This window comes from Coleofasciculus sp. G2-EDA-02 (assembly GCF_040226375.1).
Taxonomy (GTDB): domain Bacteria; phylum Cyanobacteriota; class Cyanobacteriia; order Cyanobacteriales; family Coleofasciculaceae; genus Coleofasciculus.
Genome location: NZ_JAVKEW010000017.1, coordinates 21,534 through 35,660 on the forward strand (window position 1 = coordinate 21,534; position 14,127 = coordinate 35,660).

Below are 14,127 nucleotides of genomic sequence, written 5' to 3' on the forward strand. Positions count from 1 at the left end.
GTAGTCACCAGTAGGGGCTTGGTAACCAAGCCCCTACTTCATCGATGCGGGAAAATAATAGCTATTCTGGTCAACGTTTTCGGCTGCACGTACTGCCACTGCGATCGCACGCTGCACAGTCACCTCTTTCTCCCCGACAATAATCGCCTCTCCCGCCGTTCGCTGGGCAACAACACCACAGACACAAGCCGCCGCAAATCCATACACCCCCGCCATTTTGAATAATGTGCCACATTCCATCTCATAATTGAGAATATTCAAACGACGATATTCTTGAGTGATACCTTGAAGCTGACGCATTAAGTAAGGATTCGCTGAATCGGTGCGTTCTTGCCCTTCATAAAATGTATCCACCGACGCCGTAATCCCCAGATAATGCTCAATCCCTAACTCCCGCGCCGCCTCAACTAATGCCACCGTCAGAAACGGATCAGCCGCCGCCGGATATTCAATTGGGGCAATATCATTGGCTGCACCTTGGCGACATAATGCCCCATGAGTAATCACAATACTACCCACAGGTATATAGTCTTGAATCGATCCACAAGTCCCCACCCGAATAATTCTCTCAATCCCCAGTTGCACCAACTCATTCACCACGATACTCAAAGACGGTGCGCCCATCCCACTCGTCGCCGATAAGATGGGGCGATTATTGGACAGTTTGCCCAGATAACTCTTTAATCCCCGATTCTCCGAGAGCAGACGCCCATCCTGTAAATAGTCTTGAGCAATCTGAGAAGCGCGTTGCGGCTCACCGGATAACAGCGCCAGGGTAGGGGGTGGTGAACCGAGATCATCTTGCCCGAAGCCAAGGTGATACATTGAGGAACTGGTCATAGCTTGAATGCGCGATCGCCAATTTTTCGGCTACCATTGATGGAATTGTACTTTAGGATAAAGTTCCCGTAAAAGTTAGATTTTTTAGGGAAATAGTTTTGACTAAAAAATATATTGGCTAGCATGACTATGGTATCAATACCCTTAAACGGATTGACTAAAATAGGTGAGAATAGCCAGAGCGACAAACAGAGTAAGAAGTAACCATCGACGCCGTTTGAGTATTTGGTCTAGATATCTGTTCATTAGAACTCCTTTTTTTTAGCCTAACGATTAAAAGGAAACGAGGGAAATAGAACTATTATAAATGACAAGTAATATAGCTAACCTCAACAGAAGCGAGCATGAGGAGCCTCACTCCTGTCACCCTACTTACCCGAACAGCAGATGCCAACCCACTTGTTATCCCGAAGCTGGCAGCAGATACAAGCTTCTGCTGATCCTGATCCTGGTTATGATGACGTGAATAACTGCTATAACTCAAAAGCTTCTGGTGGTTATTCGGACTAGACATTAACCGTTATGATAAAAAAAACACGCGGCGCGATCGCGGCTGGACATGAGAAAACGGCTGAGGCGGGTAGGGAAATGTTTCGCCTCGGTGGTAATGCGTTTGATGCGGCGGTTGCAGCGATTCTCGCCTCTTTTGTTACTGAACCGGGACTCACCTCAGCGGCGGGGGGTGGTTTCCTATTAGCCCATACCCCAACGAATGATAATATTCTCTTTGATTTTTTTTGCCAAACCCCACGTCAAAAACGTCCTGAGAAGGACATTAATTTTTATCCCGTTGATGTTAATTTTGGTGGCGCTATCCAAGAGTTTCATATCGGACTGGGTTCTATGGCGGTTCCGGGAAATATGGCTGGCGTGTTTCATGTTCACCAACGATTGGGTAGCTTACCCTTTCATGTCCTAGCTGAACCCGCGATTCACTATGCCAAAAATGGGATTCAATTAAATCGATTTCAATACTATTGTTTAACTTCAATTTTGACGCCAATTATTATGGCGGAGCGCAACAGACAAAACATATTTATTCTTACTGGGGAACCCATCGAACCCAATGGAATAGTAATCATGCCAGCCTTTGCTGATACGTTAGCGTATTTGGCAAAAAAGGGTGTCCAAGAATTTTATCAAGGAGATATTGCTGATCAGTTGGTCAAAGATTGTCAGACGTTAGGGGGGTATTTAACCTTAGAGGATTTCAAGCATTATCGGGTAATAGAACGGCAACCATTAACTGTTAATTATCGAGGCAATACCTTATTGACTAACCCACCTCCAAGTTCGGGTGGAACTTTGATTGCTTGGGCATTAAAATTATTATCGACCATTGATTTAGCGAATCTAGGTTTTGGCAGTGCGCGTCATCTAGAAATTCTGGCACAGGTTATGCAGTTGACGAATGCAGCCAGACAGCAGGGATTGAATGATTATCTGTATCAAGAGGATATTGCCGAGCAATTTTTAGCTGATGATTCTATTGTTCAGTATCAACAAGATTTAGCAGAAACAGTGAATAAATGGGGCAGTACTACCCATATTAGTGTCATTGATGAGGCAGGAAATGCCGCTAGTGTTACCACGTCCAACGGGGAAGGATCGGGTTATGTGATTCCCGGTACAGGCATTATGGTGAATAATATGTTAGGAGAGGCAGATTTAAATCCCCAAGGCTTCCATCAGTGGCAAGAAAATGTGCGGATTTCGTCGATGATGTCTCCCTCTATTGTTTTGCAAAAGAATCAGGCAGAAGTTGTTTTAGGCTCAGGGGGTTCTAATCGGATAAGAACGGCTATTTTACAAGTGATTTCTAATATTTTAGATTTTAATATGTCTATTGAGCAAGCCGTCGATAGTCCGAGAACCCATGGAGAAAAGGGTAGATTTCATATCGAACCGGGTTTAACTGAAGCTGAAATTATCAATCCCTTGCTGACAAATCAACAGGTTGTGCGTTGGCGAGAAAAAAATTTGTTTTTTGGTGGCGTTCATACGGTGATGAAAACCCCTGAGGGTTTAGTTGTCGGCGCTGGTGACAGCCGTCGGGATGGTGCGGTGGCTAAATTGTAGGGGTAATTCATCAAGCCTCCCTGTCAACTGTAGGGGCGCACCGACGTGCGCCCTCATCTTATCGAGGAGTACCATAATGCCATGAATTGTGATTGGATAAAGTCAGCTATTCACCTAATTTAATCTAAGGAAACTAACTCAAAGATGAATTGGGTTTCGGCGCGTCAACCCAACCTAGGATTTCACTCAAGTTAGTACGGGGGTAAGGGCGCAAGGATGGTGCCCCTACATTCGCCTCTACATTTGGGTGTACTTCATGCTCTGGCTCTCCGGTACTAAACTTATTAGCGACTCAACGAAGGAAGAAAACTAACTAGCCCTGGAAACGCGATAATTAACACAACAATTAACGCCTGAAGCAAAATAAATGGAATTACTCCCCAGTAAATCTCTGTCGTCTTCACCTCCGGTGGGGCGACACCCCGTAAGTAAAAGAGGGCAAAGCCAAAGGGCGGTGTGAGAAAGGACGTTTGTAAATTCGCCCCTAAAATAACACCATACCAGACAAGGTTCACGTCTAGAGATTCTGCCACAGGAGCAAACAAGGGAACGATAATAAAGGCGATTTCAAAAAAGTCAATAAAAAAGCCTAAAATAAATACCGTTATCATACTCACTGCCAAAAACCCAATCTGACCTCCGGGTAGGTTAGCGAGAATATCATACATAAACTGATCGCCATTTAAACCGCGAAAGACTAAACTAAACGCCGTAGAACCCAGTAGGATAAATATCACCATACTGGTAATTCGTAGCGTCGCGTCACAGGATTGGCGCAACGATAACCAAGTTAACTTACGATTAGCCGCAGCGAGTACCATCGCACCAACACAACCCACCGCCCCGGCTTCTGTTGGTGTGGCAATGCCAAAAAAGATACTACCTAAGACTAAAAGAATTAATAATAATGGTGGGAACATGGCAAGCAAAATCCGGCGTCCTAAAGCTTTCCCGCCAATGTTGCGAACCTCAGCAGGTAAAGCCGGTGCAGCAGTAGGTTTTAACCATGCCACAATTAGTACATGTACAGCAAAAGCTGCCGTCATTAATAAACCGGGAATCACGGACCCAATAAATAAGTCCCCGACAGAAATTCCTAATTGATCTGCCAATACGACTAAAACCACACTCGGAGGAATAATCTGTCCTAATGTCCCCGATGCAGCGATTACCCCGGTTGCCAATCGTTTATCATAGCCGTAGCGCAGCATAATCGGTAAAGAAATCAGTCCCATTGCCACGACGGTTGCGGCGACAACCCCAGTAGTTGCGGCTAATAGCGTCCCGACTAATACTACAGCTAAGGCAAGTCCCCCCCGCAGGCGCCCAAACAGAATCCCCATGGTTTCTAACAGGCGTTCAGCAATGCCAGATTTTTCTAGCATGGAACCCAAGAAGATAAAATAAGGGATTGCTAATAGGGTATAATTTTCCATAATGCCAAAAATACGCTGGGGCATGGCAGTGAGAAAGATAGGGTCAAAAACACCCAAACTCACACCAATAATGGAAAACGCGATCGCAACTCCTCCCAGAGAGAATGCTACGGGATAGCCCAGAGATAAAAATACCAACGCCCCAGCAAACATCAGAGGACCTAACCATTCATACTCCAGCATCATGATGTTCCTCCTGGGGTGTCAGATAGCCTGTGAAAATTGCCCAATTTTTAATCGCTTGGGAAATCCCTTGCAGAATCAGTAGAACAAAGCTAACAATAATCATGGATTTGATCGGATAGCGTGGTAATCCTCCTGGATCACGAGACATTTCCCGAATTGCCCAGGAATTGAGAATGGTTTCCCAGGAGAAATAAATCACCATTAAACAAAAGGGAATTAAGAATAACAGCGTCCCGATTAAGTCAGCCAGGGCTTTCCATTTCGGTGTCCAGCTTTTATGGAATACATCCACCCGCACATGTTCATCATGGCGCAGGGCGTAGGCTGCACCCAAGAGGAATACCAGGTCAAATAAATACCATTGACTTTCGATAAAGGCATTAGAACTGAGTTTTTGACCCAGAAAAGAGCCAATATAGCGTCCGGCGACATTCCATGTGCCGATCGCGATCATCAGTAATACTAGCCAGTAGGTTAGGCGACCAACCCATTCGTTAAAGGCATCGATGAGTCGAGAAATCTGTAATAATTGCTGCAAGGCTTACGGCTTCTCCTGAAACACCAGATGATGTATTTTACCGCCACTGTTGCCAGGAATGTAGCAAATTTTCGCCTTTCTTCAGACGGGGGAGATGAGGGAGATTGTGTAGGGGCGGGTTTCACTACTATCTTTTCGGTTGCACCCAGATGTAACTAAACCCGCCCCGACTTGACAAATGACATAAGACAAATGACAAATGACAAATTAATGCTCGGCGTAATTCGGAAAGTCGGTAAAATTAGACGCTGGTTGCCCCTCAAGGAGCAGTGGTGGGTCAAATTTGACCTATTACGAACATTAGTGCGCCGGGATTTGGAGGCACGGTATAAGGGTTCAGTATTGGGGAATTTGTGGCCCCTCCTCAATCAACTCTCGCAGTTGTTAATTTACACCTACGTGTTTTCCATAGTTCTGAAGGTGAAACTAAGTCTCAAGGGATTACCTGCGGATAACAATATTGCTTTTGGCTTATGGTTGTTTGCTGGGTTACTGCCTTGGATTGCCTTTACTGGAGGGTTAACCCAATCAGCGGGTTCGGTAGTCGGACAACCCAATTTGGTAAAAAAGGTGGTGTTTCCCTTGTCACTATTACCACTGGTTCCCGTCTTATCGACATTTATTGAAAGTGCTTTGGGATTAACCGCGCTGATTGTGTTAGTTGCCATATCCTCAGGAACATTACATCCCACGTTAGCGTTATTGCCCTTAGTTTGGTTAACCCAGTTGTTATTAACTGCCGGGTTAGGATATTTGGCAGCCGGGTTAACCGTATTTTTGCGAGATATTCCCCAGACGTTAGGGGTGATTTTAAATCTTTGGTTTTATCTGACGCCGATTGTCTATCCGGCTTCGGTGATTCCAGAAAACTTACGGGATTGGGTGTTTTGGTTGAATCCTCTGGCGGTAATTACTCAAGTTTATCGGGATTTGGTATTAGTTGGGTCAGTGGAACATGGGTTAGAATGGGTAGTCGCGTTTGGCGTTTCTGGGGTAGTGTTTGGTGTGGGGTTTTGGTGTTATCAGAAATTACGTCCCGCGTTTGCGGATGTATTGTAGGGGCACGGCAATGCCGTGCCCTCTGTAGGGGTTTGGGGGTTTGGGTTGGCGTGTCAATTTTGATAGAATTGGCGCGATCGCATTCTTCCTATACCACGATGAAATCGGTTTGCGGGTTTGGGGGGGTTTGGAAACCAAGGGGTTTGGAAACCAAACCCCTACGATGGGTTGGTGTGTCAATATCGCACAATTCCTACACCACGACAAAATCTGCTACACTGACTTGAGTGGCTTGTACGCCGATTAACATGGCTAATAATTCTCCACTCCCATTCATCCGAATTAGGGTGGTACTTCCCATACCCATAAGATTAAGCTGATCAAAAGTTAGTCCCCCAGCTAACCCTAAGATATCTTCCCCAGGGTTAAAGTCAAAGATGGTATCGCTTCCCTCTCCAACTCTTAAAATAAACTGATCCGCCCCATTATTTCCATAGACTTTATCCGCCCCAGCACCGCCATCAAGGGTATCATCCCCTTCACCGCCCACCAGGATATCCGCATCACCCTCTCCCAGGAGAAAATCATCTCCAGTATCGCCAAATAAGCGATCGCGACTGTCTCCGCCATAAAGGATATCATTATCCTCGTCACCGCGTATGATATCTTCCCCGCTATTGCCGAATAGGATATCATTGCCGGGATTGCCGAATATGTAGTCATTGCCATCGCCGCCTTCTACGGTATCATGTCCGACTCCGCCGTGGATGCGATCGCGCCCAGCTTCTCCCATGAGGATATCATCTCCAGCACCGCCAAAGAGTTGATCATCATCGTCGCCGCCACTGAGGAAGTCATTCGCTGAACCCCCATGTAATTCGTCATTCCCACCTTCGCCAAATACGAGATCCTCGCCACCTCCCCCGCTGAGGGTGTCGTTATTCGGTGTACCAAATAGGGTTAAATTGCTAACTGGATTAACGGTAATCGTGACGGTGGCGGTATCCGTATCTTGTCCATCGGTAATCGTGTAATTAAAGCTATCTTCACCACTAAATCCAGAGGCGGGAGTATAGAGAAGATAGTCATCAGTTGCGTCATTGGGAGTTCCCCGTTGATCACGAGTAATTGTACCTCCATTGGTGGAGAAGATATCAAAGGTATCGATATATAAAGTATCGCCATCCAGGATATCACTATCATTACTGAGAATATCAATACTCACTGGAGTATCTTCTTGAGTGGTAGCTTTATCGGCAATAGCGACAGGAGAATCATTAACGGGATTGATGATTAAATTAACCGTTGTTCCCGCCGAATAGTTAGTGCCATCCGAAGCATTCCAGACAAAACTGGTAGTACCGTTATAGTTAGCATCGGGCGTAAAGATGAGATTATTGATATCAGTAATTGAGATATAGCCGTTCTGTAGGGGCGCAAGGCTTGCGCCCTCAATGCTTGCACCCTCAATGCTTGCACCCTCAATGCTTGCGCCCTCAATGCTTGCGCCCTCAATGCTTGCGCCCTCAATGCTTGCGCCCTCAATGCTTGCGCCCTCAATGCTTGCGCCCTCAATGCTTGCACCCTCACTGCTTGCGCCCTCACTGCTTGCGCCCTCACTGCTTGCGCCCTCAATGCTTGCACCCTCACTGCTTGCACCCTCATTGCTTGCGCCCTCAATGCTTGCGCCCTCACTGCTTGCGCCCTCATGACTTGCGCCCTCACCAACAGGATTACCGTTTAGGGTTAATGTGCCATTTTGAGGTAAGGAAAGCAGTTTGATAGCGGTAAAGTTATCTCCTTCTGGGTCACTATAGGCATTAATAAAGTCAGTATCGGTGAACGCGATAGAACCATCTTCTTGTCCAATTTTGTTAAATGAACTCAGTGTGGGCGCATCATTAATCCCGGTAATCGTAACAGTAACAGTAGCCGTATTCGTGCGTCCTGTACTATCACTCACCACGTAATTGAATGTGTCAGTAGCTGTTTCCTGTGTGGTTAAATAGTTAAACGCTGTACCGGGATTGTAGGTAATAGTGCCATCTGTATTTAGAGTGACAATTCCTTGGGTAGAATTGGTTTCTATGCGGTCAATAGTGAGACTGTCTCCATCCGGTTCTTGGTCATTGGTGAGCGGATTAAAAATTAGCGGCGTATTTTCATCCGTGGTAATGGTATCGTTTTGGGCGATGGGAGGAAAATTACTGGTATTGAGGAGAATGGAAATGTTATCAGAACCATAATTGGCGACAGCGAGGTCAGGTTTACTATCGTTATTGAAATCTCCGATATTCATACCTACAGGAGTAGTCCCTACGTCCAATTGAATGGTTTCACTAAAATTACCCAACCCATTTCCTAACAAAATTGAAACAGTATTGGCATCTTGATTGGTTGTGGCGATATCTAACTTCCCATCGGCATTAAAGTCGGCAACAGTAAGGCCACGGCTTCCAGTTCCTGCGGCAAAGTGAGTCGCCACACCAAAACCCCCTGACCCATTTCCTAACAAAATGGAGACATTATCGGAACCATAATTAGCAACAGCGATATCGAGTTTTCTATCTGCATTGAAGTCTCCGACAGCAAGACCAAAGGGATTCGTACCTACGCCAAAATTAGTCGCTGTACTAAAACTGCCCTTACCATTTCCCAATCTTACAGAAATGGTATTAGAAGTATAGTTTGATACAGCCAAGTCTAGCTGACTATCTCCATTAAAGTCGGCGACAGCAATACCCCAAGGATTTGTGCCTACGCCAAAGTTATTAGCCGCGCTAAAACCCCCAAACCCATTGCCTAATAGCACAGAAACGCTATTAGAAGTCCAATTAGTAACTGCCAAGTCTAAGTTGTTGTCTAAGTTAAAGTCTCCGACAACAACTTGTCGGGGATTCGTCCCTACAGTAAAGTCACTAGCTGTGCTAAATCCGCCAGCGCCATCTCCTAACCGTACAGAAACATTGCCATCTTTATTGCTAGTGACAGCAAAATCAGGTTGGTTATCACCATTGAAGTCTCCTACAGCAACGGATATAGGAAAATTTACAGCACCAAAGTTGCTAGCAGCGCTAAAGCTACCATTACCATTTCCAAAGAGTACTGAAACATTATGAGAAGACTCGTTAGCAACTGCAATATCTAAGTTCCCATCTAAATTGAAATCCGCTATCCCCATACCTGGACCATGAGGAGCATCCCCCACAGCAAAATGAGTAGCATCGCTAAAAGAAACGGGAATATCTGGTTCATCAATTCCGGCTACTGTTACCGTCACAACTCCTGTATCACTCCCCCCATTCCCATCACTTATGCTGTAACTAAATGTATCTTTCGCCGTTTCCCCTGCAACTAAAGACTGAAACGCTGTACCAGGATTATAGGTAACTGTGCCATCTGTATTTAAAGTTACACTTCCCTGGGTTTGAGTCGTATCAATCGTGCTGATACTGAGATTATCGCTATCATCTGGGTCACTATCATTAGTTAATAGATTAAGCGTAATTTCCCCATTTTCACTGGTTGTCGCACTATCGTCTACAGCAATTGGCACATCATTAACCCCTGTCACCGTTATCGTGACGTTGGCTGTATCTGTACCGCCATTGCCATCACTGATGGTATAGTCAAACGCATCCGTAACAGTTTCTCCAACCCCTAAGGATTGGAAATCAGGATCAGGCGTATAGGTAATTGTGCCATCCGCATTCTGGCTGACGGTTCCCAATATATTTTGAGTCTCTAAACTCTCCAGAATCAGGCTATTGTTATCCGCATCGCTATCATTATTGAGGAGATTTAAGACAAGAGTGGAATCAGCAGCAGTGGTAACGGTATCATTTTGGGCGACAGGCGCATCATTAACCGGATTTACCGTAATATTAACCGTTTCTCCAGCACCAAAGGTTGTACCATCAGACGCATTCCAACCAAAGCTAGTTGTGCCATTAAAATTGGGATTGGGGGTAAAGGTAAGGTTATTGACATCCGCAATAGTAACGACTTGTCCGGCACTAACAGCTATTCCATTTAGCGCCAAGATACCTGCATCAGGAAGAGACAGGAGTTTGATTTGACTGGGGTTATCGCTTTCGGCGTCACTAAAAGCGTTACTAAAGTCGGTTTCACTAAAAGAAATTGCAGTATCTTCGTTACCTAGTTTACTAATAGTGCTGAGAATGGGCGCATCATTCACCCCAGTAATCGTTACGGTGACAGTGGCGGTATTGGTTCCTTGGTTGCCATCACTAATTGTGTAGGTGAACGTATCCGTGCTGGTTTCCCCTGCACCTAAGTCTTGAAAGGCTGTATTCGGATTGTAGGTGATTGTACCATCAGCGTTGAGGGTGACGCTTCCTTGGGTATTATTGGTATTGACGCCAGAAACTGTTACGGTATCGTTTTCGATATCGCTGTCGTTATCTAGAACGGCAATCGTCGTGGGTGTATCTTCATCAGTGGTGGCAGTATCGTTGTTGGCGATGGGATTATCATTGATGCCGTTAACCGTTACAGAAACTATTGCGGTAGCGGTATGGTTATTGCCATCATCCAGAGTATAGGTGAATTGGTCAGTTACACTTTCACCCACACCGAGAGATTGAAACGCGGTGGCGGGACTGTAGGTAACGGTGCCATCTGGATTAATTTGGACGGTGCCTTGGGTATTGGTAGTATCGACAGCAGTAATGGAGAGAGTATCGGTACTGTCTAAATCACTGTCATTTGCCAATAGATTGAGTGAAATGGCAGTATCTTCAGTTGTGGTGAAGGTATCGTTATTCGCGACAGGGGGAAAGTTGGTGGTGTTGAGGCGTAAGGAAATGTTATCGGAGTTATAGTTAGCTACGACAAAGTCGGGTTTACCATCTTCGTTAAAATCTCCTACTGCGATGCCATGAGGATTATCTCCGACTCCGAAGTTGATTGCATTGCTGAAGCCACCACTACCATTGCCTGATAGTATTGAAACGTTGTCAGAGGTGTGGTTGGGGACAGCGATATCCGGATTTCCATCACCATTGAAATCAGCGGCGCTAATCCGCCAAGAAGGATTAGTCCCTACGGCAAAGTTAGTAGTTCCCCCAAATCCGCCTAACCCATTGCCTAATAGGATAGAGACATTGTTAGAAACCTGGTTTGATACGGCAAGATCGAGTTTACCATCCTGGTTAAAATCTTCCGCTGCTAAACCATTGGGATTCGTCCCCGTAGCAAACTTGGTCGGACTGCCCAAACCACCTGACCCATTGCCAAGTAAAACAGCAACTTTGTTCTCTTCCCGAAGTCTGACGGCTACATCCTGATTTCCATCAGCATTAAAGTCAGTGGCGATAATCGTTGCGAGATTCGTTCCCCCTGCGGCAAAGTTGGTCGCAGAACTAAAGCCACCTGACCCATTCCCCAATAGTATTGAAACGTTGTGAGAGTCATAGTTTGCTACCGCTAAGTCAGGTTTACCATCTCCATTAAAGTCGGCGACAGCAATTTGATGAGGTTTAGTCCCCACGGCAAAGTTCGTCGCCGCACTAAACCCCCCAGTTCCATTCCCTAAAAATACCGAGACGTTATTAGAGTCGCGGTTAGATACTGCCAAGTCCAAGTTGCCATCGGCGTTGAAGTCGGCTACAGCGACATCCCAAGGACGAGTCCCTACTTTCAATGAGGGGGCGACGCCAAAGTTTCCCGTACCATCGCCCAAGAGAATGGCAACATTGTTAGCAATATGGTTAACAACAGCTAAATCCAGATGTCCATCGCCGTTATAGTCTCCGATACCAACAGCAATCGAACCATCCCCGGTGGAGAATTTTTTGTCATTTGCAAAATTGAGTGGGGTCATTTTAAAGGATTTTACTATTTATATAGAAAATATAATAAATCCTTGGGGGTTGGGTGGGATTAGATCACACAATATTTATTTTCTATGAAATCCATTGTCAGGATTGGCGTAATTTTCGCGGTTGTAGGGTGTAGGGGATGTAGGGGCTGTAGGGGCTGTAGGGGCTCCTCGCTGCAAAACATGTTCGGTATAAGAATTAACCTATATCGAAAAAGCCCCTGTCTAAATGCGGTGTCAAATTATCATTATCCAACAGAAGGCGACCCAACATAATTAGTGTAGGGTGGGCTGTGCAACGCCTTACCCATAAACTAGCTTGTTTTTCGACAGCAAACGCAAAAGTCTCCCATTCCGGCACATCATAATGGAGGGGCTTTAGACCCAAAATTCCGGTAGACGAAGCATCTTATGGTAGAGACGCGCCATGGCGCGTCTGGAACAACAGTTCGTTTGTCCTAATCGATGTGTCTACTGCTATAACAGCACCCAAAAACCATGGCACCGTACCTAAGAACCATGGCACCGTACTTAAGAACCATGGCACCGTACCTAAGAACCATGGCACCGTACCTAAGAACCATGGCACCGTACCTAAGAACCATAGCACCGTACCTAAGAACCATCACACCGTACCTAAGAACCATCACACCGTACCTAAGAACCATGGCACCGTACCTAAGAACCATCACACCGTACTTAAAAACCATCACACCGTACCTATGTAGAAGCGGTAGCGGTAGGGGCAAATCGCTGCATCAATGTGCGGTGGGAGAACTAATTTATCTTGACTCGCCTCGGCATCAATGTTGTGTTAAATATTACCAATACCCAGCGGGGAGCGACCTGATAGAATTAAAAGTTGGATGGTGTTAATTCAATCCGGCGGGTTGCCCCTACCAGGGACAAATGGCAAACCATTAAACAATTTCTCAACTGGCACAACAATAGACGAATCGTCGATACGATTTTCCGAGTCTTTCAGTTATCCAATTCCTGTGCAATTCCCAAAACTGTCCCGTTGCCCCTAAATTATTAGCCAAGCGATTCCTATCCTTGAGTAAATTGAATTCACCGCTTTTTGATGAAGAAAGGGACTATGGAATCACCATTTAATAACCAAATCCACAGTAACGCTTGGGTATTTCAAACCTGGGCTTCTTTTATTATTTCCGTCTCGGCTATGAGTATCGGGATTTTATATCTACCCGTCGATAGTTGGACAAAAGGCTTTATGGGAATGGGATTAGCCTTCTCCATTGGCTCAACCATTAGCCTTGCCAAAACCACCCGCGATATTCACGAATCAAAACGCATTATCTCCAGAGTGGATGAAGCCAGAATCGAAAAATTACTCAACGAAAATCATCCGCTGAAATAAGGAGGAGATGCAGATTATTCCCAGTTCCAAATTGCCCCGTATCGTTTGTAGGGGCGCACGGCGTGCGCCCTTCAATCTGTGCGCCCTTCAATCTGTGCGCCCTGCACCGACGTGCGCCTTGTGAACTACGTACTATACCGAATCCGTCATACATAACCCTTTTATGTCCAGATTGTTCCAGACGTTGTATGCAACGTCTCTACAGGGTTTTGGCGATTTCATCTAAAATTATTGCCGATGGGCACAGGCTGTCGCTGGGCGCACGCCGTCCAGGGGCGCAGTCCGTCCAGGGGCGCACGCCGCCGCTGGGCGCAGTCCGTCCATGGGCGCACGCCGTCCAGGGGCACAGTCAGTCCAGGGGCGCACGCCGTCCAGGGGCACAGTCAGTCCAGGGGCGCACGCCGTCGATGGGAACACGCCGTCGATGGGCGCACGCCGTCCATGGGCGCACGCCGTCCATGGGCGCACGCCGTCCATGGGCACACGCTGTCGATGGGCACACGCTGTCGATGGGCACACGCTGTCGATGGGCACACGCTGTCGATGGGCGCAAGCCGTCCATGGGCGCACGCCGTCCATGGGCGCACGCCGTCCATGGGCGCACGCCGTCCATGGGAACACGCCGTCCATGGGAACACGCCGTCCATGGGAACACGCCGTCCATGGGAACACGCCGTCCATGGGCGCACGCCGTGCGCCCCTACGAACATATTCACAAATTGACAATGGATAATGAACAATGAATAATGACCTCTCCTTAAAAGAAGAGGATTGAAATTAAGGAAAATCTTTTTTAATTTCTTCGTAAACGAAGAGGTCTTAGACC

8 protein-coding genes are annotated in these 14,127 nt (G+C 46.4%); 3 read left to right on the forward strand and 5 right to left on the reverse strand.

The genetic code is table 11. The features are described from left to right. Positions 1 to 33: 33 nt before the first annotated feature. Complete coding sequence (locus RLO19_RS01395) at positions 34 to 840, reverse strand: nucleoside phosphorylase (protein WP_446353155.1); 807 nt, start codon at positions 838 to 840, stop codon at positions 34 to 36. Positions 841 to 1,362: 522 nt separating this feature from the next. Between RLO19_RS01395 and ggt the strand changes: the two genes are divergently transcribed. Continuing rightward, the gene (gene ggt / locus RLO19_RS01400; protein ID WP_446353157.1) at positions 1,363 to 2,919 is read left to right on the forward strand and encodes a gamma-glutamyltransferase; all 1,557 of its coding nucleotides are present in this window, start codon (positions 1,363 to 1,365) and stop codon (positions 2,917 to 2,919) included. A gap of 284 nt (positions 2,920 to 3,203) precedes the next feature. Here ggt and RLO19_RS01405 read toward each other — a convergent pair whose 3' ends face one another. Together RLO19_RS01405 and RLO19_RS01410 are read right to left on the reverse strand one after the other, a co-directional pair. Beyond that, on the reverse strand, positions 3,204 to 4,541 hold the full coding sequence (locus RLO19_RS01405; protein ID WP_446353159.1) for a TRAP transporter large permease: 1,338 nt from the start codon (positions 4,539 to 4,541) through the stop codon (positions 3,204 to 3,206). Next, positions 4,525 to 5,079, reverse strand: coding sequence for a TRAP transporter small permease subunit (locus RLO19_RS01410; RefSeq protein ID WP_446353161.1), 555 nt, complete (start codon positions 5,077 to 5,079; stop codon positions 4,525 to 4,527). Before RLO19_RS01410 ends, RLO19_RS01405 begins: the two co-directional genes overlap by 17 nt. A gap of 210 nt (positions 5,080 to 5,289) precedes the next feature. Between RLO19_RS01410 and RLO19_RS01415 the strand changes: the two genes are divergently transcribed. Next, positions 5,290 to 6,138, forward strand: coding sequence for an ABC transporter permease (locus RLO19_RS01415; RefSeq protein WP_446353173.1), 849 nt, complete (start codon positions 5,290 to 5,292; stop codon positions 6,136 to 6,138). A gap of 193 nt (positions 6,139 to 6,331) precedes the next feature. On the opposite strand, the gene RLO19_RS01420 is transcribed toward RLO19_RS01415, so the two are convergent. Both RLO19_RS01420 and RLO19_RS01425 read right to left on the reverse strand, forming a co-directional pair. After that, positions 6,332 to 11,923 (reverse strand): Ig-like domain-containing protein, encoded by a 5,592-nt coding sequence (locus RLO19_RS01420; RefSeq protein WP_446353163.1) that lies wholly within the window; start codon positions 11,921 to 11,923, stop codon positions 6,332 to 6,334. A 406-nt stretch (positions 11,924 to 12,329) separates the two neighbouring features. Continuing rightward, positions 12,330 to 12,530, reverse strand: a complete 201-nt coding sequence (locus RLO19_RS01425; RefSeq protein ID WP_446353165.1) for a hypothetical protein — start codon at positions 12,528 to 12,530, stop codon at positions 12,330 to 12,332. Positions 12,531 to 13,019: 489 nt separating this feature from the next. On the opposite strand from RLO19_RS01425, the gene RLO19_RS01430 reads away from it, so the two are divergent. Then, positions 13,020 to 13,301, forward strand: a complete 282-nt coding sequence (locus tag RLO19_RS01430) for a YiaA/YiaB family inner membrane protein (protein WP_446353167.1) — start codon at positions 13,020 to 13,022, stop codon at positions 13,299 to 13,301. The last annotated feature ends 826 nt before the right edge of the window (positions 13,302 to 14,127 follow it).